Here is a 20,970-nt window from a genome sequence, read left to right as displayed (position 1 = left end):
CCAGTACACAACCAGCGATTTTTTTAAAAAGGTAAGTTAAGGCTATGTTGAACGCTTACTAACCGGTATTTCTTAAGCCTTGGGCAATACCATTGATAGTTAAATGAACCAAGTTAAGCACTGCGGTATAAGACGCTTCATTGTCGCTAGTCGCTTCAGTGGTGGTTTCAGTGGTAGACCTTTCATCAGCAGTCGCTTCGCGAAGTTGTTTTAGTAATGCCACTTGCAACCAGTTCAACGCATTCAAATACGGCAAGCGTAGCGCAAGTGAGCGTGCCAATGTACGGTTGTCATCCAGTAGCGTCTCTTTATTGGTGAGTGTCAACAAGGCTTTAAGGCTGCGATGATATTCTGCAGTAATAAGTGCAAAAATAGCGTTGGCTTCAGTGGTATTGTTGGCAAGCTCAACATAGGCTTGGGCGATTTCGATATCGGTTTTCGCCATCACCTGTGCCATATTTGATAACATGGCTTGCATAAAGGCGCTGTGTTGGGCGTTGTGTTGCAGTTTTGCTAAGTTTTCTGGGTTATCTGCAATCAGTTTTTCGACTGCGGTGCCAAAGCCATACCACGCTGGCAGCATCAAGCGATTTTGCATCCAAGAAAATACCCAAGGAATCGCGCGCAAATCTTGAATACGTGCCAAAGACTTGCGGCTAGCAGGACGTGAGCCAATATTTAAACTGGCAATTTCTTTGACCAAACTTGTCTGCAAGAAATAGTCAATAAAATACGGCTGAGTGATAAGCGCGCGATAGCAATTAAAGGCTTCATGCGATAATTGATTCATTAGGTCGCTATCAGGGCTTTCGCTATGGCTTGGCAATAGGCTCGCTTTTAGCGTTGCAGCAATCAGCGTCTCAAGGTTGCGTTCCGCGTTGCCCGCATCGGCATATTTTGCGGTAATAACTTCCCCTTGCTCGGTAATACGGATTTGACCATCCACTGAGCCTTCTGGTTGTGCCAAAATCGCTTCAAATGACGGACCACCACCACGACCCACGCTACCGCCACGACCGTGGAATAGACGCAGTTGAATGGCATATTTTTCTGCCATTTCGACCAGCTGAATTTCAGCTTGGTATAGCGACCATTGACTGGTGACATAACCACCATCTTTGTTACTGTCTGAATAACCGAGCATAATCTCTTGTAGATTGTCACGACTGGCTAGCACCGATTTGTACCAAGGTTTATCCAATAACTCACTCATGATGCGGGTACTGTTTTGCAGCGCTTCAATGGTTTCAAACAAAGGTACGATGTTGATACGGCTCATGGGTACGCCATCTTTGACCAATAATAGCCCTGATTCTTTCAATAACAATGCCAATGCCAACAAATCACTCACTTGTTCCGCATTGGAGATAATGCTTTGGGTAATCGCTTTGTCACCAAAGCGATTTTTGATATCGGCTGCGGCTTGAAAAATCTCTAGCTCACGCTGGGTTTGTGGCTCATAAGTGATATAGGGGTTGTATAAAGGGCGCGCAGTTGCCAATTCACGCAGAAGCACACGTTGACGTGCGGATTCAGACAAAGAAAGATAATCTTCTAAATCGGCATGTTTGAACAAATCATGGACCGTTTCGGCATGAATCCCTGAAAACTGGCGCAAGTCCAATGGCATCAAATAAAAACCAAATACTTCCACGGCGCGGATGATATCGGTGAGTCGTTCGTTAGCCAGTAACTCACTGCCATTGTCGACCAATGACTGATAAACGACATACAAATCATCTAAAAACTCGTCACAATCAGCGTAGGGCTCACTAAGCCCAAAGCGACAACCGTAACACAAATCAAACGTATGCGAGGTAGCGACTAAACGTGACGAGATAAACCCGATGGCGCGGCGATAAGGCTCTTCTTCTCTGGAGATATTATCTTCTTTGGATTGCTCGGACAATGCCAGCACCGCATCACTCACTTTGACATGGCGGATAGACAGCGGCAACTCTTGGTATAGCTTGCCCAGTTGGTCACGATAAAAGTAAAACACCGTTGCCGCTTGGCGTTTGAACGCATAGCGAAGGGTATCGGCTGACACGAATGGATTGCCGTCACGGTCGCCACCAATCCAACCACCGATATTAAGTAAGTTTGGCATGTCAGTATCGGGGAAACGCTCTTTTAACTGATAATCTAATTTGCGATACAAACTTGGCAGGGCTTCAAAAAAACTTAAATCAAAATAGGCAATGCCATTGTCGATTTCATCTTTGACAGTAATTTTAAAATGGCGGGTTTCATTGGTTTGCCACTGCGACAATAACGTGGCTTCTAGTTGCTGCTCAATACGATGACGTTGGTAGCCAATCGCGGTGTGGTATTGCTCAAGTAAGGCACGGATTTGACGGCGCAGTGATAAAATAGTTTGACGCTGCACCTCGGTCGGATGCGCGGTCAATACCGCGCTGATAAAGGTATCATCAAGCTGTGCTTGCAACTCATCGCTGTCAATCCCTTGGGCTTTTAATTCATCAATCACATGGGCAAAACTACTTTTTGACGCAGATTCGTCTTGTTCGTGGGCAAGGCGGCGGCGCTCATGGTGCATGTCTTCGGCGATGTTAAACACTTGCGCAAATAAGCCACAAGCCCGAATGAGATTCTTGCGCTGTTGATGGTTGAGCGTTGGCAAAATGGCTTGAATAGTCTGCTGGGGGTCTTCGCCATTTAACAGTTTATTAATGGTTTGTTTGACCGGTTCTGAGGTTTGCTGCTCAACGACTGTTATCAGTACGCGGCTAAGTAACTGGGTGTCCGCTAGCAAAGGAGAGTCTTTATCATTGTCGATAAGCTCAACAAGTGCCGTATTTGACGGATGCGAGTTTAACGCGTCTAGGCCTAAAACGTGAGGTGGTGAAAGGCTTTTTTCATTTTCAGCTGGGCTGGCGTTGGTCTGGCTCATGACTTTTCCCTTATTTGCTTTAGTCTAAAAAGTGTAACAGGACAATTATGTTAGCACAAACTATTATCACCATAAGAAATACTCATCGTTAAAAATTCGAAATATAAACAGCGTTAAAATTATTTTGGCAAGGCTTGACGTTAGCGAGTCTATTTGCTATATTCAAAACGATACAAAACGTATCATTTGAATTTATGAAGTGGATTCAAGGAATGAATTCAAGCAATGAAATGTTTTGCCAAACTCTAAAAACCAAACCTACAAGCGACTTTCACCATCCGTTAAGATTCTAGCTAAGGACAGCCAATGAATTTCTCTGACTTATACAACCAATCCATCAATGATAAACAAGCCTTCTGGGGCGAGCAAGCCAAACGAATCTATTGGCATCAACAACCTACCCAAATTCTAGACGATAGTAAGCTGCCCTTTGCCAAATGGTTTGTCGGTGGGGAAACCAATTTGTGTTACAACATGGTCGATCGCCATCTTGAAAACCGGGCAGAGCAAGATGCTTTTGTATGGGTCTCTACCGAAATCAATGCTGAAATGATTGATAATTACCCCAATATTCAGAAAGCTTTTAAGGCACTGGGCAACCCTGTTGAACTGTATACCGACTATGCCAAACGCCGTTTAACTTACAACGATTTATACAAAGAAGTAAACTATTTTGCCGATGTGCTAAAACGTCATGGCATCGATAAAGGCGACCGTGTTGTCATCTATATGCCGATGATTTTGGAAGCGGCGTATGCCATGCTCGCTTGTGTGCGTATCGGGGCGATTCACTCGGTGGTATTTGGCGGATTTGCCTCGCATAATCTCGCTGTACGCATGGATGATGCCGAAGCCAAAATGGTGATTACAGTCGATGCAGGGCTGCGCGGCGGCAAGCTCATTAATTATAAAAACTTGGTCAATAAAGCGGTCGAAGAAGCCAAAGTCAAAACCCGTGTGCTGGTGATTGACCGTGGCATTATGCCATATACAGCTGAGCCACAAGACATCGACTATGCCACCGAGCGGGCGATAAGTGCCGACAACAATGCCAAAGTCGATTGTGTTTGGCTAGAGTCCAATGCGCCATCGTATCTATTATATACCTCGGGCACGACAGGCACACCCAAAGGCGTACAGCGTGATACAGGCGGTCATGCGGTAGCCCTTGCCACTGCGATGGATTTTGTCTATAACGGTAAGGCTGGAGAGACGTTTTGGGCGATTTCGGATATCGGTTGGGCAGTGGGTCACTCGTTTAGCATCTATGCCCCGTTACTGACAGGCATGACCAGTATCATATATGAAGGCTTGCCAACCACGCCAAACCCGGGGATTTGGTGGCGAATTGTCGAAGCCAATAAAGTCAATATTTTGTTAACCGCACCGACAGGCGTGCGGATGCTACGTAAACAAGACGAAATGTGGATGAGCCGTCACGATATCTCAAGCCTAAAATCATTCTTCTTGGCAGGTGAGCCACTCGATGAGCCAACTGCCCAGTGGCTAACAGGTCACATGGGCGTGCCAATCATTGACCACTATTGGCAAACTGAGTCGGGCTGGCCCATCCTAAGCCATGCCCCAAAATTTGCAGGCAATCCCGACCACAAACCACACAAACAAGGCACACCCGGCTATCCGATGTTTGGATTTGACGCCAAAGTCATCAATGAAACCACAGGCGAACCCTGCCAAGCCAATGAAAAAGGCATGCTGGTGTTAACCGCACCTTTACCACCCGGGTGTTTGGCCACTGTTTGGCGAAATGACGAGCGTTTTATCAATGGCTATTTTTCATTATTTGATGGCAAACAATACGCAACATCAGACTATGCGGTAATGGATGAATACGGCTACTACTATATTTTAGGGCGAACCGATGATGTCATCAATGTGGCAGGTCACCGTTTGGGTACCAAGGAAATCGAGGAGACCATCGGTCATCACCCCGAAGTCGCCGAATCAGCGGTTGTTGGCATCCATGACGAGCTTAAAGGTGAACTACCCATTGCCTTTTGTATTCTAAAAAATCATGACTTAGTAGCAGAAACCGAAAACCGTTTCCGCATTGAGCAGCAAATCGTGGGTGAAGTCGCAAGACAGTTGGGCGCCCTTGCTAAACCTGCGGCTATTTATTTTCCCAAAGCTTTACCCAAAACCCGTTCAGGCAAAATCTTACGCCGCTCTATCAAGGCACTGGCGGAAGGCAAAGAAACAGGCGACATGAGTACCCTTGATGACCCAACCGCGATTGAGGCGGTCAGACAAGCGATGGCGGATTATTAATGGCAATCAATAAGTTGTCAGTTAATAAATGGTTAGTGCTTAAAAATCAGGGGTGATGATGGTCATGGAGAATTACGCCTTACTGGCTTTTAGGCACGCGCCCACGCCGATAGTGGTATTAAGCTATCGGTGTATCAAAGCACTCAACGATGCCTTTGCCAATTTGTTCGGTTATGCGCACGATGAGCTACTCAATCAATCGATGCAAAAATTGTTTCCCAGTGTCGAAGATTTTGAAAAAATTGGCAAAGAAGCATTAACAGGTTTGGGATTACAGGCCAATAGGCATTACTGCGATGAGCGCTTTATGCGTCACAAAACAGGTAAGATATTTTGGGCAACCACCCACGGACGCACCTTAACCCCAGATGACCCCTTCAAACTGGCGATTTGGCATTTTGAAAAAAAACCGCAAGTATTGTCCGAATCCCAGCTCACCGCACGTGAAGCCCAAATCGCGCAGTATGTGGTCAATGGCTATACCTGTAAAGAGATTGGTAAGTTACTTGGTTTATCCCCCAGAACCATTGAAGTGCATAAAGCCAACTTAATGAAAAAACTGGGTGCTCGCAGCAAAGGTGAGCTAGTCTCAAAAATTATTGTCATTAACCCTATGGCAACCGCCCAGCAAAACCACTCTAGCAAAACTACTCCAGAAAAAATACTTAAGTAATTAAGTATTATTGACACTACCCCCCAACTCATTCACACTGTTTTGCAACGCGTTTAACGCTATCTAACGCTATACACCCAACACGGTAAAAACAAGGATTGTTACGATGACTACCCAAACTGTAAAACAACTCATCAACGGCGAATTTGTCGAATCAACCACTAGTGAGTGGATTGACCTGAGCAACCCAGCTACCCAACAAGTGATTGCCAAAGTACCCCAAACTACCCCCGATGAAATCAACCAAGCCGTCGCGGCGGCTGCAGAAGCGTTCAAAACTTGGCGCAAAACCCCAATCAACACCCGCTCGCGCATCTTCTTAAAATACCAACAACTGATTCGTGACAACATGGACGAGCTTGCCGCCATGCTCACCGAAGAACAAGGCAAAACCCTAGCCGATGCCAAAGGCGATGTGTTCCGTGGTCTTGAAGTCGTCGAACACGCCTCAGGCATTGGCAACCTGCAACAAGGCGCATTTATCGAAAACGTGGCAACTGGCGTGGATATGTATAATATTCAGCAACCACTTGGCGTGTGTGCGGGTATCACCCCGTTTAACTTCCCCGCCATGATTCCACTTTGGATGTTCCCAATGGCAATCGCCACCGGTAACACCTTCGTATTAAAACCATCAGAACAAAACCCGATGGTCACCATGCGCTTGGTAGAGCTGGCGCTCGAAGCGGGAATCCCAAAAGGCGTACTCAATGTGGTGCATGGCGGCAAAGACACCGTTGATGCCATTTGTGACCACCCAGATATCAAAGCCATCTCATTTGTGGGTTCTACTGCCGTCGGCACACACGTCTATAACCGAGCCAGTCAAGCAGGTAAACGCGTGCAATGTATGATGGGGGCTAAAAACCACGCAGTAATCCTACCCGATGCCAATAAAGAACAATGCCTAAACCAACTAGCCGGTGCAGCATTTGGTGCCGCAGGTCAGCGCTGTATGGCATTGTCGGTAGTTATTTTGGTCGGGGAAGCCAAAAACTGGGTGGGTGACATCGTGGAGCGTGCCAAAAAATTGGTGGTGGCAGCCGGTAAAGATGACAAAGACTTAGGACCTGTTATTTCAAAAGCGGCCAAAGCGCGTGTTGAGCGCTTAATCCAAGCAGGCGCGGATGAAGGCGCACAAGTCCTGCTCGATGGTCGTGGTATCAAGGTGGAAGGCTTTGAAAACGGTAACTTTGTCGGACCGACTATTTTAGATAACGTCACCACTGACATGACTTGCTACAAAGAAGAAATCTTTGGACCAGTGCTTGACATCATGTACGCCGATAGCCTAGATGAGGCCATTGCCATCATCAATGCCAATCCAAATGGTAATGGCACGGCTATCTTTACCCAATCAGGTGCGGCAGCGCATAAATTCCAACAAGATATTGATGTGGGTCAAGTCGGTATTAATTTACCCATTCCTGTGCCACTACCGATGTTTTCATTCACCGGTTCTCGCGCCAGTAAACTGGGTGACTTAGGACCGTATGGCAAACAAGCTGTACAGTTTTATACCCAAACCAAAACCGTCACCGCCCGTTGGTTTGATGATGAAGCCAGTAAAGGGGTGAACACTACCATTTCATTAAAATAAATAGACGCTAACAATTAATATTTCGTGATTAAGACTCATTGAATTGGGCTATCAGGTTAAAAACGTTATAGCCAATATAGCCAAGCGTCGCGATTTTGCATTAAGTTAAAGCAACGCTTGGCAACGACTGATGGCATGGATGTAATTTAGCCATAAAAAGGAATTTACCATGAATTTTTCCCTTACCGAAGATCAACAAGCCTTTGCCGATTTGGCTGCCCAATTTGCCGCCAAATCGCTTGCCCCCAACGCTGCCGAATGGGATGCCACAGGCTATTTTCCCAAAGAGGTGTTCAAAGCCGCAGGTGAACTGGGCTTTATGGGGCTTTACACCAACCCTGATTTTGGCGGACTGGGCTTGCCGCGCCTTGATGCGGCAATTATCTTTGAAAAACTGGCGTATGGCGATACGTCAACCGCCGCATTCATGACCATTCACAACATGGTCGCTTGGATGATTGGCGAGTTTGCCAAACCTGAGGTTGCCGAAAAATACTTGTCTGAATTATTAGCGGGCGAAAAATTGGGTAGCTACTGTTTGACAGAGCCCAATGCTGGCTCAGATGCGGGTTCATTAAAAACCAAAGCGGTCAAACAAGGCGACTATTACCACATTACTGGGCAAAAAATGTTTATCTCTGGGGCAGGGGCGACCGATGTGCTTGTGGTGATGGCGCGCACCTCGGACAATGGGGCAAAAGGCGTGTCTGCCTTTATCGTCGATGCCAACAGCGATGGCATCAGCTATGGCAAAAATGAACATAAAATGGGTTGGAAAAACCAACCGACCGCGGCAGTGCATTTTACCGATGTCAAAGTCCCTGCCGAAAATCTACTGGGTGAAGAAGGACAGGGCTTTACCTTTGCCATGAAAGGCTTGGATGGTGGGCGTATCAATATCGCCACTTGCGCGGTGGGTACGGCTCAAGCTGCCCTTGACCGTGCCGTGCAGTATGTACAGGAGCGTAGCCAGTTTGGTAAAACCCTCGACCAATTCCAAAATGTGCAGTTTAAACTTGCCGATATGCTCACCCATTTGGTATCGGCTCGGCAGATGGTGCGATTGGCGGCGTATCATTTGGATAGCAAATCGCCTGATGCCACGGCGTATTGTGCGATGGCAAAACGCTTTGCCACGGATTTGAGTTTTGATATCGCCAACCAAGCGCTACAGCTACACGGGGGCTACGGTTATCTACAAGAATATCCCCTAGAGCGTCATGTGCGCGATTTGCGCGTGCATCAAATCCTAGAAGGCACCAATGAAGTGATGCGGATGATTGTGTCTCGCAAAATGATGGAAGATGGGGCGTTGGCAAGATTGCAATGAATTTAAAGGCATTCTAAAAGGAATTTACCATGTCAAATTACACCAATTTAAAATTAACAATCGACAATCACGTTGCGGTTTTGACGCTCAATAATCCGCCTGCCCACACTTGGACAAAGGACAGCTTAGCCAGTTTAAAGCAGCTCATTAGCGACTTAAATGCCAACAAACAAGTCACCGCTTTGGTGGTGCATGGCGATGGCGAAAAGTTTTTTTCCGCAGGGGCGGATTTAAACAGTTTTGCCAGTGGTGACAAAGGTCAAGCCGCGGAGATGGCGATGGCATTTGGAGAAGCGTTTGAAGCGTTATCGGATTTCCGTGGCGTGTCGATTGCCTGTATCAACGGCTATGCGATGGGTGGTGGTCTTGAGTGTGCATTGGCGTGCGATATCCGCATTGCCGAGAGCCATGCCCAAATGGCACTCCCTGAGCTATCTGTTGGCTTATTGCCATGTGCAGGCGGCACGCAAAACTTGCCGTGGCTGGTGGGTGAAGGCTGGGCAAAACGTATGATTTTATGCGGTGAGCGTATTAAGTCAGATAAGGCGCTGCAAATTGGTTTGGTGGAAGAAGTCGTGGAAAGTGGCAAAGGGTTACAAACGGCTTTAGAACTGGCTCAAAAAGTGGCGAAGCAATCCCCCGATGCGATTGCGTCGAGTAAAACCTTGATTATGTCGGCACGTTATCAACCACCAAGTTTTAACTGGATAAAGGAACGTGAGTTATTTATCAAGTTATTTGATGGCGACAACCAAAAAGAAGGCGTCAATGCGTTCCTTGAAAAACGCAGTCCAGAGTGGAAATAATCGTAAGGTGATTATATGGTGAAAGTTGTTTTTCGTGAAGCCCAACCCCTTGATTTTGACAAAGTCGCAAAATTGGTGACGGATGCCGATGAATTATATGTGATTTCACCAAAAAGTCATTTTCCGTGGACGGCTGAGCAGGTAGCAAACATTGCCCAAACCCGTGAGTTTAATACCGTTGCCATTGATAAAGATAGCCAAATAATCATTGGCTATGCCAATATGTACAATGTAACAGATAAGACCGCCTATATTGGCAATGTCATCGTGCATGATGAGTGCCGTAATCAGCAAATTGGCGAGCAGTTGATGCAGTATATGATGGCGATTTGCCAAGACAAGCAAGTAACGCCACACGTATCGGTGTTTAACCACAATACAGGGGCATTACGTTTTTACCATCGGCTTGGATTTGTGCCTTTTGCGATGCAAGAGCGAGAATTTCACCAAAATAAGATTATGCTGATTCATTGCCAATATTTAGAAAATAGTAAAGGAGAAACAATGCAAAACATAGAAAGCCCTGTCTTATTTGACACCATCGCCACCCACTGTGGTCACCACATCGGCACGATGACATTGAATGACCCGAAAGCCCTAAACGCCCTAAGCGTCGATATGTGCAAACTGATGGCAAATCAGCTCGCCAAATGGGCAACCGATGACAACATCGTCGCCATTTTGCTCAAAGGCAGTGGCGACAAGGCGTTCTGTGCAGGGGGCAATATCCGCAAACTGTACGACAGCATGATCGACACTCCGCCCCAAGTGCCTATGCAGCAGCCCAATCCGTACGGGGTTGAATTCTTCGAAAACGAATATAGCCTATACCGGCAAATGCACTTTTACCCAAAACCGATTATCTTGTGGGGTAACGGTATTGTCATGGGCGGTGGTATGGGCTTGATGGCGATGTGTAGCCATCGTATCGTCACCGAAACCACCCGTTTTGCCATGCCAGAGATTACCATCGGCTTATACCCCGATGCCACAGGTTCGTGGTTTTTGGCGCGTATGCCTGCCAAAATTGGGCTGTTTTTGGGCTTGACAGGGGCGAACTGTAACGCCAACGATGCGATTTTCTCTAGCCTTGCCGAGTATGCCGTGGCAAGTAGCGAATACCACAAAGTGATTGACGCGCTAAAACAAGCCAATTGGCAAGCTGACTACAGTTTACATGATATCGCAAGCCATGCCTTAGCCAAAATTCATCATACCGAGCATTTAGCAGTCAGTCATTTGATGATGCATTTTAATACTATCCAAGCGCTAGTAAACAAAGGCTCAGTGCATGATATAGATGCAGCGTTGCGCGATGACAACTTTACCAAAGTCAACGGCGAAGCGGATAAATGGCTCACCAAAGCGGTCGAGACTTATCAGCACGGGTGCCCTGTTAGTGCGGCATTAACGGTTGAGATGTTTAAACATGCCAGCAAATTATCGCTTGAGCAAGTGCTATATATGGAGATGAATGCGTCGCTACATTGTGTTAATTACCCCGATTTTCGTGAGGGTGTACGCGCTTTACTGATTGATAAAGACAAATCGCCACAATGGCGTAAAACCCTTGATGAATGCGATGCCCGCTATATCCAGTCACATCTTGCGTCAGCTTTTCCCAACAGCGAACATCCATTTGAGGCTTGGTTGGGTAGCGATTCACTCTCAGCAAAATTAGCCAAACTTGATATCTAAAGTTTACAAACACCACAACATACAAGGATTGTATATGTCAAATAATCAACAAACAGCCATTAAAAAAATTGCCTTTATCGGACTTGGTAACATGGGCAAACCGATGGCAGAAAATCTCATCAAAAATGGCTTTGCGCTAAACGTATTTGACCTAAACACCGCCGTGCTAGACGACCTTGCCAAACAAGGGGCAAACGTGGCGACTTCACCTGTGGACGCAAGCAAAGAGGTGGATATGGTCATCACCATGTTACCTGCAGGTCAACATGTCAAAGAGGTGTATCTGGGTAAAGACGGTAATCAAGGCTTACTCGATGTGATGGGTAAAGATACCTTGCTGGTCGATAGTAGCACCATTGCAGCGAGTGATGCACGTGAAGTTGCCCAAGTCGCGGCAGATAAAGGCATTCAGTTCATGGATGCGCCCGTATCAGGCGGTACCGCAGGGGCAGCAGCAGGGACACTCAGTTTTATCGTGGGCGGGCAAGCTGAGCAATTTGAGCAGGTCAAACCCGTTTTAGAGGCGATGGGAAAAAATATCTTTCACGCTGGGGAGGTCGGTGCAGGTCAAGTCGCCAAAATCTGTAATAACATGCTGCTTGGCGTGATTATGACAGGGACAGCCGAAGCCATGAATTTGGGCGCCAAAAATGGATTAGACCCAAAAGTATTAGCCAGTATTTTGTCAGCCAGCACCGGTCGTAACTGGGCGCTGGAAGTGTGTAATCCGCATCCCGATGTTGGTGACGCCATGCCATCAAGCCGTGGTTATACCGGTGGATTTATGAGTAAACTCATGCTCAAAGACATGAACCTTGCCAAACAAACGGCCAATGATACCCAGGTGGTGACGCCAATGGCAGACCAAGCCACGGCGCTTTACACCAAACATAGCGAGCAACATGGGGATAAGGATTTCTCAAGCATTATGGTGCATTATGATGCGAACGTCTTGCAATAAGTTTTGGCATTTAGCAAAAAGCTAGGATTTTTTTTCTGGCTTTTTTCTGCTCGTTAATTCAAAAGTTAACCCAAAAATAGGGTAGAATTAGCGTCAATCCCAATTTATCGCATTAGTGTTATTATGTCTAAGCCAACAGCACGCCCCAAAAAACCGAAAATTGTCTTTTTTGATATTGATGACACGTTGTACATCAAGCAGCAAGAAAGGGTGCCGCAATCCGCGATTGAGGCACTTAAAAAATTAAAGCAGCAAGGCATTATGGTCGCTATCGCCACCGGTCGGGGTCGTGCGGTATTTCCCAAAGCTGTGTATGAGCTCATTGAAACCGTGGGTATCGATGTGCTGGTCACCATCAACGGTCAATGCAGTCACCACCAAGGTGAATTGTTAGCGCATTATCCGATGACCACTACGCAAATTAAACTGATTACCGATTATCTTGAATCAAACAATTTATCCTATGCCTACATGACCGATACGGAAATTATCGCGTTAGCGGAAGATGATGCGCTGTCAGAAGCTTTGAATTCGCTTAAAATAGCTTACCGTACTGCCCGTCATGATGACATTGATTTGTCGATACCTATTTATCAAGTCGTGGCATTTCATCCTGACAACACGCAGGTAAATTTTGAATTTCCCTCGACTTTAAAAATTATGCGCTGGCATAAAAACGGTATCGATATTCTAGATGCGACAGGCTCGAAGGCACGCGGCATTGCGCAGGCGCTCAATAAACTGGGGCTGGATTTTGAAGATGCCATGGCATTCGGCGATGGGGTGAATGATATCGAAATGCTACAGACAGTCGGCTTTGGCGTGGCGATGGGGAATGCTCATGCCGATGTGAAAGCGGCGGCTGACTATGTATGTCCAGCTGCGTGGGAAGATGGTATCTACCAAGGCTTACAGCATTTGGGTTTGTTGCCACATTGATGAGGCAGCAATTGATTAAGCCCCGCTATGTTATATAAAATATATCAATAAAATCGCTTTGAGCGTTTTAACTTTGCCTTGTCAAAACTGTCAAGGATAATATTTAAATTTCCCCAAAAAACGCATCACGAATATCATCCGCAGCTTTTTGCATATCAGGTACAAACCCAATCAAATCCTCGAGGGATTTGCGTGTTTTGGGTGCGGTTGTGTACAGTGAGCCGATGTAACGACCTTGGGTGTCATTGATTGCCACAGCAATTGAGACCGCTTGGGCAATATATTCTTCATCAGAAATTGCATAGCGCTGCTGGGCTACCTGTTCAAGACTTTGATTGAGTACATCCCTATCGGTAATTGTGGCAGGGGTGATAGCGGTTAACGATAAATTTTTTAGTAGCGTGACCCTATCATCTTTTGTGAGCGTACTTAGGTAGATTTTACCAGCCGCCGTACACCAAATGGGTGCTTGCGAATCAGTGGGCATATACACTTGTAAGGCAGAAGGACAAGGTACGCGGTCGGTATATACCATGTTGACGTAATAGGGTACCGCCATGCCACAGGTTTCACCGATTTTATCCACCAGTCTTTGCAAAATCGCAAATCGCTGAATCGCCACTTGCTGGCTTTGCCACAGATGAATCGCCATATGCCGCGTACGCGACGCAGGCACAATAGTACCATTGATATCGACCCGCACAAAGCCTTCTTCTTGCAGCTGCTGTATCAGTCGGTGCATGGTTGGTTTTGGAATATCCAAAATCTCAGACAAATCCAGCGGGGATAAAGGACGCTGTGCCGCAGACACGGCTTCGATGATTTTTAAAACACGGGTAATAGAAGAAACTCGAGCCATTATATTGTCTTTTTAAGTCTAGGGTCAGCACGTCGCCAGAAAAAATTGAAAAAAATATTTTGCAAAGTTAGCAGTGATTAAAGTGCAAGGTTTTTTGATTATACCAAAATTTTTTTAAACTTCACCTGCTATTTGCGGGTTCATCATGCATAACCTCAGTGTTGCAGAGCCAATTTGCTTTCAAATTGAGCTTGCGGGCAATATCCGCTAATATAGTCGGCATTTAACGCTTAACCAAGCCACATTTATCTATTTGGGGAACACACATGCCGCGTTTTGTCAGTTTTAATATCAATGGATTGCGGGCGCGCCCACACCAGCTTGAAGCCATTCGCGATATCATCGCGCCCGATGTCATCGGGCTACAAGAAACCAAAGTACATGATGATGCATTTCCGCTACAGAGCGTGCAGCAATTGGGCTATCATGTCGAGTTTTTTGGGCAAAAATCTCATTATGGCGTGGCGTTATTATCACGACAGCAACCTATTTTTGTACAAAAAGGCTTTCCAACCGATAGCGACGATGCGCAGCGACGATTTATCCATGCGCGCTATGATTTTAATGGCAAATATATTGATGTGCTTAATGGCTATTTTCCGCAAGGTGAAAATCGCAAGCATGAAACCAAATTTCCGATGAAGCGTAAATTCTATGCCGATTTAACCCACTATATCTTGCAGCTTAAAGCAGAAAATCGCAGTATGATTTTGATGGGGGATATGAATATTGCGCCGCTTGATTTTGATATTGGCATTAGCGAGGATAGTGTCAAACGTTGGCTAAAAAATGGCACGTGCTCGTTTTTACCAGAGGAGCGAGAGTGGTACCAAGCCCTGCTTGCGACAGATTTGCATGATACTTATCGGGCGTTATATGCCGATGGTCAAGCGCTGAGCTGGTTTGATTATCGCAGCAAGGGATTTGACGATGAGCCAAAGCGTGGGCTGCGGATTGACCATATTTTGATGACGCCTGATTTGGCGGATAAGCTCAACGGTGCAGGCGTCAGCTATGATTTGCGTGCCATGGAAAAACCCAGCGACCATGCCCCGATTTGGGCAGATTTTTTGGATTAATCAATTAAACAACAGTAAGGAGCGCTCTCATGCCAGTTGGCAATGTCGAACTTGTAAAATTAAACCCAGTGAAAGGGATAAAAATTGGCATCACCGAAGCCCACGTGCGCTATGCAGGGCGCAAAGACTTAACGGTTTTTGACATCATAGCGGGCGCAAATACCGCGGTTGTCACCACACAAAACCAATTTTGTGCCGCGCCTGTGCAGTTGCTGCGAGAATTTATCGCCAAAGACAGTCCCCGTTATTTGATTGTCAACACAGGCAACGCCAACGCTGCCACGGGTGAAGACGGTAAACAGCGTGCCAAAACAACGTGTGTGGCCTTGGCAGAAAAAACCGGTGTCGAAGCCGAGCAAGTATTGCCTTACTCCACCGGGGTGATTGGGGAAACCTTGCCGGCGGATAAAATCATCGCGGGGTTAGACAGCGCCTTAGCCAATTTAAGCGACGATAATTGGCTTGGCGCCGCCCACAGCATCATGACTACCGATACCACACCAAAAGGACATAGCGAACAAGTCACGATTGATGGCGTCACCTATACCGTGACAGGTATCTCAAAAGGAGCGGGCATGATTCGCCCCAATATGGCGACTATGCTTGGCTTTGTGGCAACCGATGCCAACATTGAAAAATCATTGCTACAAAATATCTTGACCGACACGGTGAATCAGTCATTTAACCGCATCACAGTGGATGGCGATACCTCGACCAATGACTGCTGTACGTTGATTGCCACAGGACAAGTTGGGGATGTGATTGACAGCGAAAATCACCCGCATTATCAAGCAATTTATGAGGCGATTAACAATGTAATGATTCGAATCGCTCAATTGATTGTACGTGATGGTGAAGGGGCAACCAAATTTATCACGGTCAAAGTGACAGGCGGTGAAACCGCTGAAGAATGTGCCAAAATCGCGTATGAAGTGGCGCATTCACCGCTGGTAAAAACCGCATTTTTTGCTAGCGACCCAAATTGGGGGCGTATTTTGGCAGCGGTAGGCAAAGCGGGCGTACTGCTTGACCAGTCAAAAGTGGCGGTATCACTCGATGATGTGCGTATCTGCGAGCGCGGCGGCTTGGCACATGACTATACCGAGGCGCGTGGTAGTGAGGTAATGAAGCGTCCTGAAATTACCATTCATATTGAATTGGGTCGTGGGCAGGCAAGTGATACCGTCTATACCTGTGATTTATCATACGAGTATGTCAAAATCAATGCTGATTATCGTTCTTAAAGTCAATCTTAAAGTCAATTAAAGGTAACGAATGAAAAAACTAACCACCCTGCTTTTTGTGCTGACCACCGCTGTTATCTTACAAGGGTGTGTGCATAAAATTGTCACTGTCCCTGTCAAAGTTGCCTATAAGACCACCAAAGGGGTGGTCAAAGGCACGGTAGCCGTCGCTAAAGCGGTGATACCAGGCGGCTAATACCAAGCGATAGTGACGACAAAAAAGACTAAACACAGGCTGTCTAGTCATTTATTTATGTCGCACTCGTTCATTGATGGCAATCATGTATGGCAATCATGCGTAGCGTCTTTGCCGTAACATTTCATACAGACAAAGTGACCCTGCTATCGCCACGTTTAGGCTTTCTTGACCATTGGGCTGGGGTAGGGCAATCGGGTTGGATTGACTAAGTAACCTCTCATCCACGCCTTGTCCTTCATGCCCCATAATCAAGGCTAGCGGTTGTCTCAAATCGGTCTGATAAATAATATGATCGGTATGTGAGCTTGTGGCAAACATCGGCACTTTGACCTTCATCAATACCTCATCTACGCTGATGCCTTCAAAAATCGTTAAACTAAAATTTGCCCCCATGCCCGCTCGCAAGGTTTTGGGCGACCACGCCGATGCTGTGCCCATCGTACAGACAATGGTTTTAATTCCCACGGCTGAGGCGGTGCGTAACAGTGTGCCTAGATTGCCATTATCCTGCACGCCATTGATGATTAAGCAATCGCTGGTGATGGGCTGATTAAAGTCTAAATGCGGCATGTCAATCATCGCCATGATGGGCAGGCTCTCACCCAGCGAGCGAATCTCTTTATACAGATTATCGCTAATCGTTAACGTTTTTACCTGGTTAAGCCGACCGAGCAGGGCGTTGATTTCGTCATTGTGCAAACCGCTTTCACTGACAATGACGGTGTCAGGCGTGAGACCAGCATTTAGATACGCTTCAAGCAGGTGCGTGCCTTCAATCACAGTTTTGCCCAGTTTTTTACGCTGGCGCGACGCAGTGAGAAGGGCATGAGCAGTTTTGATGGTTGGGTTGTCTTTTGAAGTGATAAGCATTATTTGACTTCTTCATGCAGCTTTTTAACATACTCCACTTCGTTTTTTGCCCCCAGTACCACAGGCACCCGTTGGTGGATACTGGTCGGCTCGATATCCAAAATACGATTGATAGCATCGGTACTCATACCACCCGCTTGCTCAATCAGCAAGCTCATCGGATTGGCTTCATACATCAGACGCAGTTTACCCGGTTTATCAGGGTGTTTGGTGTCAAACGGATAGCTAAAAATCCCCCCACGGCACAAAATACGGTGAATATCGCCCACCATCGCCGCCACCCAGCGCATATTAAAGTCTTTACCGCGCACGCCAGTTTTACCTGCCGTAAACTCATCAATGTAACGCTGCATCGGTGGCAACCAATAGCGATAGTTGGAGGCATTAATCGCATACTCTTTGGTGTCTGCGCTAATTTGCACTTGGTCTTTGATTTGCACAAACGCTTTGGTGTCTGGGTCAAGACTGAACATGGCGACACCCTTACCAAGTGTGATTGACATCACAGTTGAGGTGCCATACAAAATATAACCCGATGCCAACTGCTCAGTCCCTTTTTGCAAAAAGTCCTCATCCGTCGCAGGGTGACCTTGGTTGTTGTAGGGTAAAATCGAGAAAATTGTACCGACTGCCATATTAATATCGATATTGGATGAGCCATCAAGCGGGTCAAACAGTACCAACACATCGCCATCTTGATTGGCAGGGGTGGCGTTATCTAATTCTTCAGAAGCCACGCCCGCGCAATGCGGATTGCTGCTCAAAGCGTCTAGCAACAAATCATTGGCAATGACATCGAGCTTTTTTTGCTCTTCGCCCTGCACATTTTGGTTACCCGCTTCGCCCAAAATATCTGCGAGAGCGCCGCGTTTGAGCAAATCGCTAATTTGAATACCGACTTTGGTAATGGTGGTAATGATGTCGGCAATGGCAGGTTGGGCGTTTTGCGCGGCAAGATAAGTTTCAAGATTTGACATAAGTAGACCTTATTATAAAATTATAAATTAACACCCTAAGCCAATCACATACGATTAAGCAGTGTGAATTTAGACCTGATGAATTAAAAAAAATATAGACAATTTGCCGCAAATTGTAGCACTTTTTGACCCGTCTTATCAGCGATAATCGCAAAATATTGGCGTATTTATTCCAGCCGATTTACGGTAAAATAGGCAAAATTTATACAAATAACAACAAATCTAGGTGGCTGATGAATATTTTAAACACCCAAACCCTATCCAACGAAGCGCTACAGAGCAAGCTTGATCAAGCGATGGCAAAGCCAGAACTGACCGCAGCAGGCGATTTGCGGCATTTTATCGGTGTAGAAGGGTTATCCAAAGCCCAGCTGATGGCCATCATCGAAAAAGCCAATGGTTACTTAACCGACAATGCCGGTCGCCCCAATAGCATCCGTAACAGTGATGAGCTTGAAGGCTGTACGGTGATGAATTTGTTCTTTGAGAATTCTACCCGTACTCGCACCACCTTTGATGTGGCTGCCAAACGTCTTGGCGCCAGTGTCATCAGTATCGATATTGCCAAATCCAGTACCCAAAAAGGCGAAAGCTTACGCGATACGCTGTGGAATCTTGAAGCCATGACAGCGGATATCTTTGTGGTGCGTCATTCATCGAGTGGGGCTGCGCATTTTATGGCAACCGAAGTCACCCCAAATATTGCCATCATCAACGGTGGTGACGGCTGGCACGCGCATCCGACCCAAGCCATGCTCGATATGCTCACGATTTATCGTGAAGCGCCAAGACCGTTTAAGGAATTAACGGTAGCGATTATCGGCGATATCAAGCATAGCCGCGTTGCCCGTTCGGACATTGCAGCGCTCAAAACCTTGGGGGTTAAAGAAATTCGCGTCGTGGCGCCAAAGACATTATTACCAAAAGGCATTGAACGTTATGGTGTCAGTGTCTATAACGATTTGGATGCGGCGGTGGTTGACTGTGATGTCATCATTGGTCTACGTATTCAAAATGAGCGTATTGGCTCGCCGCTGTTGCCATCGACATCCGAGTATTTTAAAGCGTATGGCATTACCACCGAACGCCTTGCCCTTGCCAAACCTGACGCGCTTGTCATGCACCCAGGACCGATGAATCGCGGCGTTGAAATCTCATCAGCTGTTGCCGATGGCGAGCAATCGGTGATTTTAAAACAAGTCAATAACGGCATTGCGGTACGTATGGCGGTGTTGGCACTGGCTATGCAAGGGCAACGTGCCGCGCGCAGCGCATCTTAAATTTAGCGAAAAAAATGACAAAGTAGGCAAAACCAAAGTAGGCAAAACCATGACGCTTCAAAATCTTTTACCTGCCAACTGGCAATTTGATACCACGCAGCTTAACCCTATCGACAGCGATGGCAAATGGCTATTACCGCCGCTAGTGGATTTATGTGCGCGCCTGCGTGAACCTGGACACCAGTCGCATGGTACATTAAAATCAGAAGGCGCCGCGGCTCGAAAAAACGGTTTTTTGCATGTCGTTATACCACCCGATACCAACCCAGTACTTGAGAACGGCTCGTTACTGACAGGCTTGCGAGAGCGGGCTTATCAAGATGGTGGTATTCATCTGCATATATTGGGCGCGATGACCGCAGGCCTTGAAGGTGAAAAACCCGCCAATATGCTTGGGCTGAAGCAAGGTGGTATCATCGGGGTCAGCAATGCTCGCCGCAAATTCGCCAATGATGACGTACTACTGCAAGCCCTTGATTATGCGGCGACTTATGACATCAAAGTATTTTTTTACCCTGATGAACCCAGTTTATCCAAAAACGGTGTCGCCCATGATGGCTATATTGCATCTTATCACGGCTTGGCAGGGATTCCTTGGATTGCTGAAACGGTGGCGTTATCCAAGCAGCTGTTGATTGTCGAAGAAACAGGCGTATCGGCACATTTTGGTCAGCTAACCACCAAATCATCGATTGATTTGATTCGCTGGGCAAAACAAAGGGGCTTGCCGGTGACCTGTGATGTGGCGATGCACCAGTTACATTTAACCGATGATGCCTTGATTGGTTTTAATGCCTTGGCGTATGTGTTGCCGCCGCTGCGTTCCAATACAGACAAAAAAGCGCTGCAAGAAGGCTTGCAAGATGGCACTATCGATGCGATTTGTAGCCACCATGAGCCCTTGGCAAAAACCGCTAAACAAGCGCCATTTGCGGAGTGTAAACCCGGCATTAGCAACTTTGATACTTTTATGGGGCTCGCTTGTCAATTGGTCAAAGAAGGTATTTTAACCCCAGAGCAGCTAGTAGAAAAAATCGCACTCAACCCTGCCAAAATCGCTGGCATTGAAGCAAGCTACCATCAAACGGGCGGGGCGGTGCTGGTTGACCCCAGTCTGACTTGGACGGTGACTAAAGAATCGATGGTGTCGCAAGGCAAAAATACGCCATTTATCAATAGTGAGCTGATAGGGAAAGTCGAGCAAGTCTTTTTTTAGGCTTGTTTAAAGCTTGTTTTAAGTTTGTTTCAAGAT

General features: G+C 46.6%; 17 protein-coding genes. 13 read left to right on the top strand and 4 right to left on the bottom strand.

Annotation, left to right across the window (positions count from 1 at the left end):
* Positions 1-58: 58 nt before the first annotated feature.
* Positions 59-2,914: a phosphoenolpyruvate carboxylase gene (gene ppc, locus RT084_RS02435; RefSeq protein WP_312383366.1), complete on the bottom strand. Its 2,856-nt coding sequence runs from the start codon at positions 2,912-2,914 to the stop codon at positions 59-61.
* A gap of 306 nt (positions 2,915-3,220) precedes the next feature.
* Between ppc and RT084_RS02430 the strand changes: the two genes are divergently transcribed.
* The 8 genes from RT084_RS02430 (at position 3,221) to RT084_RS02395 (ending at position 13,210) form a co-directional block, all read left to right on the top strand.
* Positions 3,221-5,203, top strand: a complete 1,983-nt coding sequence (locus tag RT084_RS02430) for a propionate--CoA ligase (protein ID WP_312383368.1) — start codon at positions 3,221-3,223, stop codon at positions 5,201-5,203.
* 64 nt (positions 5,204-5,267) lie between these two features.
* Complete coding sequence (locus RT084_RS02425; protein ID WP_312383370.1) at positions 5,268-5,876, top strand: LuxR C-terminal-related transcriptional regulator; 609 nt, start codon at positions 5,268-5,270, stop codon at positions 5,874-5,876.
* A 106-nt stretch (positions 5,877-5,982) separates the two neighbouring features.
* Positions 5,983-7,476 carry a CoA-acylating methylmalonate-semialdehyde dehydrogenase gene (locus RT084_RS02420; RefSeq protein WP_203171773.1) on the top strand — a complete coding sequence of 498 codons (1,494 nt, stop codon included), beginning with the start codon at positions 5,983-5,985 and terminating at the stop codon, positions 7,474-7,476.
* A 169-nt stretch (positions 7,477-7,645) separates the two neighbouring features.
* Positions 7,646-8,806, top strand: coding sequence for an acyl-CoA dehydrogenase family protein (locus RT084_RS02415; RefSeq protein ID WP_312383371.1), 1,161 nt, complete (start codon positions 7,646-7,648; stop codon positions 8,804-8,806).
* Positions 8,807-8,835: 29 nt separating this feature from the next.
* Positions 8,836-9,612 (top strand): enoyl-CoA hydratase, encoded by a 777-nt coding sequence (locus RT084_RS02410; protein WP_312383373.1) that lies wholly within the window; start codon positions 8,836-8,838, stop codon positions 9,610-9,612.
* A 15-nt stretch (positions 9,613-9,627) separates the two neighbouring features.
* Complete coding sequence (locus tag RT084_RS02405; protein WP_313097496.1) at positions 9,628-11,310, top strand: 3-hydroxyisobutyryl-CoA hydrolase; 1,683 nt, start codon at positions 9,628-9,630, stop codon at positions 11,308-11,310.
* Positions 11,311-11,344: 34 nt separating this feature from the next.
* Positions 11,345-12,271, top strand: coding sequence for a 3-hydroxyisobutyrate dehydrogenase (gene mmsB, locus RT084_RS02400; RefSeq protein WP_313097494.1), 927 nt, complete (start codon positions 11,345-11,347; stop codon positions 12,269-12,271).
* A gap of 123 nt (positions 12,272-12,394) precedes the next feature.
* Positions 12,395-13,210, top strand: coding sequence for a Cof-type HAD-IIB family hydrolase (locus RT084_RS02395; protein ID WP_313097492.1), 816 nt, complete (start codon positions 12,395-12,397; stop codon positions 13,208-13,210).
* 103 nt (positions 13,211-13,313) lie between these two features.
* Here the strand turns inward: RT084_RS02395 and RT084_RS02390 are convergent, their stop codons facing one another.
* Positions 13,314-14,069, bottom strand: coding sequence for an IclR family transcriptional regulator (locus tag RT084_RS02390; RefSeq protein ID WP_312533411.1), 756 nt, complete (start codon positions 14,067-14,069; stop codon positions 13,314-13,316).
* 266 nt (positions 14,070-14,335) lie between these two features.
* On the opposite strand from RT084_RS02390, the gene xthA reads away from it, so the two are divergent.
* From xthA to RT084_RS02375, 3 genes are read left to right on the top strand one after another with little or no spacing between them, the layout of a single operon-like run.
* Positions 14,336-15,148 (top strand): exodeoxyribonuclease III, encoded by an 813-nt coding sequence (gene xthA / locus RT084_RS02385; RefSeq protein WP_313097488.1) that lies wholly within the window; start codon positions 14,336-14,338, stop codon positions 15,146-15,148.
* A gap of 29 nt (positions 15,149-15,177) precedes the next feature.
* The gene (argJ, locus tag RT084_RS02380; protein WP_312383381.1) at positions 15,178-16,392 is read left to right on the top strand and encodes a bifunctional glutamate N-acetyltransferase/amino-acid acetyltransferase ArgJ; all 1,215 of its coding nucleotides are present in this window, start codon (positions 15,178-15,180) and stop codon (positions 16,390-16,392) included.
* Between the two features lie 31 nt (positions 16,393-16,423).
* Positions 16,424-16,588, top strand: coding sequence for an NF038104 family lipoprotein (locus tag RT084_RS02375; RefSeq protein WP_172823558.1), 165 nt, complete (start codon positions 16,424-16,426; stop codon positions 16,586-16,588).
* Between the two features lie 96 nt (positions 16,589-16,684).
* Here the strand turns inward: RT084_RS02375 and RT084_RS02370 are convergent, their stop codons facing one another.
* On the bottom strand, positions 16,685-17,461 hold the full coding sequence (locus tag RT084_RS02370; RefSeq protein ID WP_313097485.1) for a TrmH family RNA methyltransferase: 777 nt from the start codon (positions 17,459-17,461) through the stop codon (positions 16,685-16,687).
* Positions 17,461-18,438 carry a class 1 fructose-bisphosphatase gene (locus RT084_RS02365; RefSeq protein ID WP_313097484.1) on the bottom strand — a complete coding sequence of 326 codons (978 nt, stop codon included), beginning with the start codon at positions 18,436-18,438 and terminating at the stop codon, positions 17,461-17,463. Before RT084_RS02365 ends, RT084_RS02370 begins: the two co-directional genes overlap by 1 nt.
* Positions 18,439-18,734: 296 nt before the next feature.
* Between RT084_RS02365 and RT084_RS02360 the strand changes: the two genes are divergently transcribed.
* Both RT084_RS02360 and RT084_RS02355 read left to right on the top strand, forming a co-directional pair.
* Positions 18,735-19,718: an aspartate carbamoyltransferase catalytic subunit gene (locus RT084_RS02360; protein ID WP_409418399.1), complete on the top strand. Its 984-nt coding sequence runs from the start codon at positions 18,735-18,737 to the stop codon at positions 19,716-19,718.
* 49 nt (positions 19,719-19,767) lie between these two features.
* Positions 19,768-20,934: a dihydroorotase gene (locus RT084_RS02355; RefSeq protein ID WP_312383390.1), complete on the top strand. Its 1,167-nt coding sequence runs from the start codon at positions 19,768-19,770 to the stop codon at positions 20,932-20,934.
* Positions 20,935-20,970: the final 36 nt, after the last annotated feature.

The sequence above is a fragment of the Moraxella sp. CTOTU48717 genome (assembly GCF_032057165.1).
Taxonomy (GTDB): domain Bacteria; phylum Pseudomonadota; class Gammaproteobacteria; order Pseudomonadales; family Moraxellaceae; genus Faucicola; species Faucicola tetraodonis.
Note: the sequence above shows the minus strand (reverse complement) of the source record. Positions and strands in the feature narration are given on the sequence as shown.

What these genes read in the sequence shown, in the direction of transcription:
- RT084_RS02390 (WP_312533411.1), bottom strand. Translation starts at nt 14,069, where the DNA reads ATGGCTCGAGTTTCTTCTATTACCCGTGTTTTAAAAATCATCGAAGCC.
- mmsB (WP_313097494.1), top strand. Translation starts at nt 11,345, where the DNA reads ATGTCAAATAATCAACAAACAGCCATTAAAAAAATTGCCTTTATCGGA.
- xthA (WP_313097488.1), top strand. Translation starts at nt 14,336, where the DNA reads ATGCCGCGTTTTGTCAGTTTTAATATCAATGGATTGCGGGCGCGCCCA.
- RT084_RS02405 (WP_313097496.1), top strand. Translation starts at nt 9,628, where the DNA reads ATGGTGAAAGTTGTTTTTCGTGAAGCCCAACCCCTTGATTTTGACAAA.
- RT084_RS02430 (WP_312383368.1), top strand. Translation starts at nt 3,221, where the DNA reads ATGAATTTCTCTGACTTATACAACCAATCCATCAATGATAAACAAGCC.
- RT084_RS02420 (WP_203171773.1), top strand. Translation starts at nt 5,983, where the DNA reads ATGACTACCCAAACTGTAAAACAACTCATCAACGGCGAATTTGTCGAA.
- ppc (WP_312383366.1), bottom strand. Translation starts at nt 2,914, where the DNA reads ATGAGCCAGACCAACGCCAGCCCAGCTGAAAATGAAAAAAGCCTTTCA.
- argJ (WP_312383381.1), top strand. Translation starts at nt 15,178, where the DNA reads ATGCCAGTTGGCAATGTCGAACTTGTAAAATTAAACCCAGTGAAAGGG.
- RT084_RS02365 (WP_313097484.1), bottom strand. Translation starts at nt 18,438, where the DNA reads ATGTCAAATCTTGAAACTTATCTTGCCGCGCAAAACGCCCAACCTGCC.
- RT084_RS02415 (WP_312383371.1), top strand. Translation starts at nt 7,646, where the DNA reads ATGAATTTTTCCCTTACCGAAGATCAACAAGCCTTTGCCGATTTGGCT.
- RT084_RS02370 (WP_313097485.1), bottom strand. Translation starts at nt 17,461, where the DNA reads ATGCTTATCACTTCAAAAGACAACCCAACCATCAAAACTGCTCATGCC.
- RT084_RS02410 (WP_312383373.1), top strand. Translation starts at nt 8,836, where the DNA reads ATGTCAAATTACACCAATTTAAAATTAACAATCGACAATCACGTTGCG.
- RT084_RS02360 (WP_409418399.1), top strand. Translation starts at nt 18,735, where the DNA reads ATGGCAAAGCCAGAACTGACCGCAGCAGGCGATTTGCGGCATTTTATC.
- RT084_RS02395 (WP_313097492.1), top strand. Translation starts at nt 12,395, where the DNA reads ATGTCTAAGCCAACAGCACGCCCCAAAAAACCGAAAATTGTCTTTTTT.
- RT084_RS02425 (WP_312383370.1), top strand. Translation starts at nt 5,268, where the DNA reads ATGGAGAATTACGCCTTACTGGCTTTTAGGCACGCGCCCACGCCGATA.
- RT084_RS02355 (WP_312383390.1), top strand. Translation starts at nt 19,768, where the DNA reads ATGACGCTTCAAAATCTTTTACCTGCCAACTGGCAATTTGATACCACG.
- RT084_RS02375 (WP_172823558.1), top strand. Translation starts at nt 16,424, where the DNA reads ATGAAAAAACTAACCACCCTGCTTTTTGTGCTGACCACCGCTGTTATC.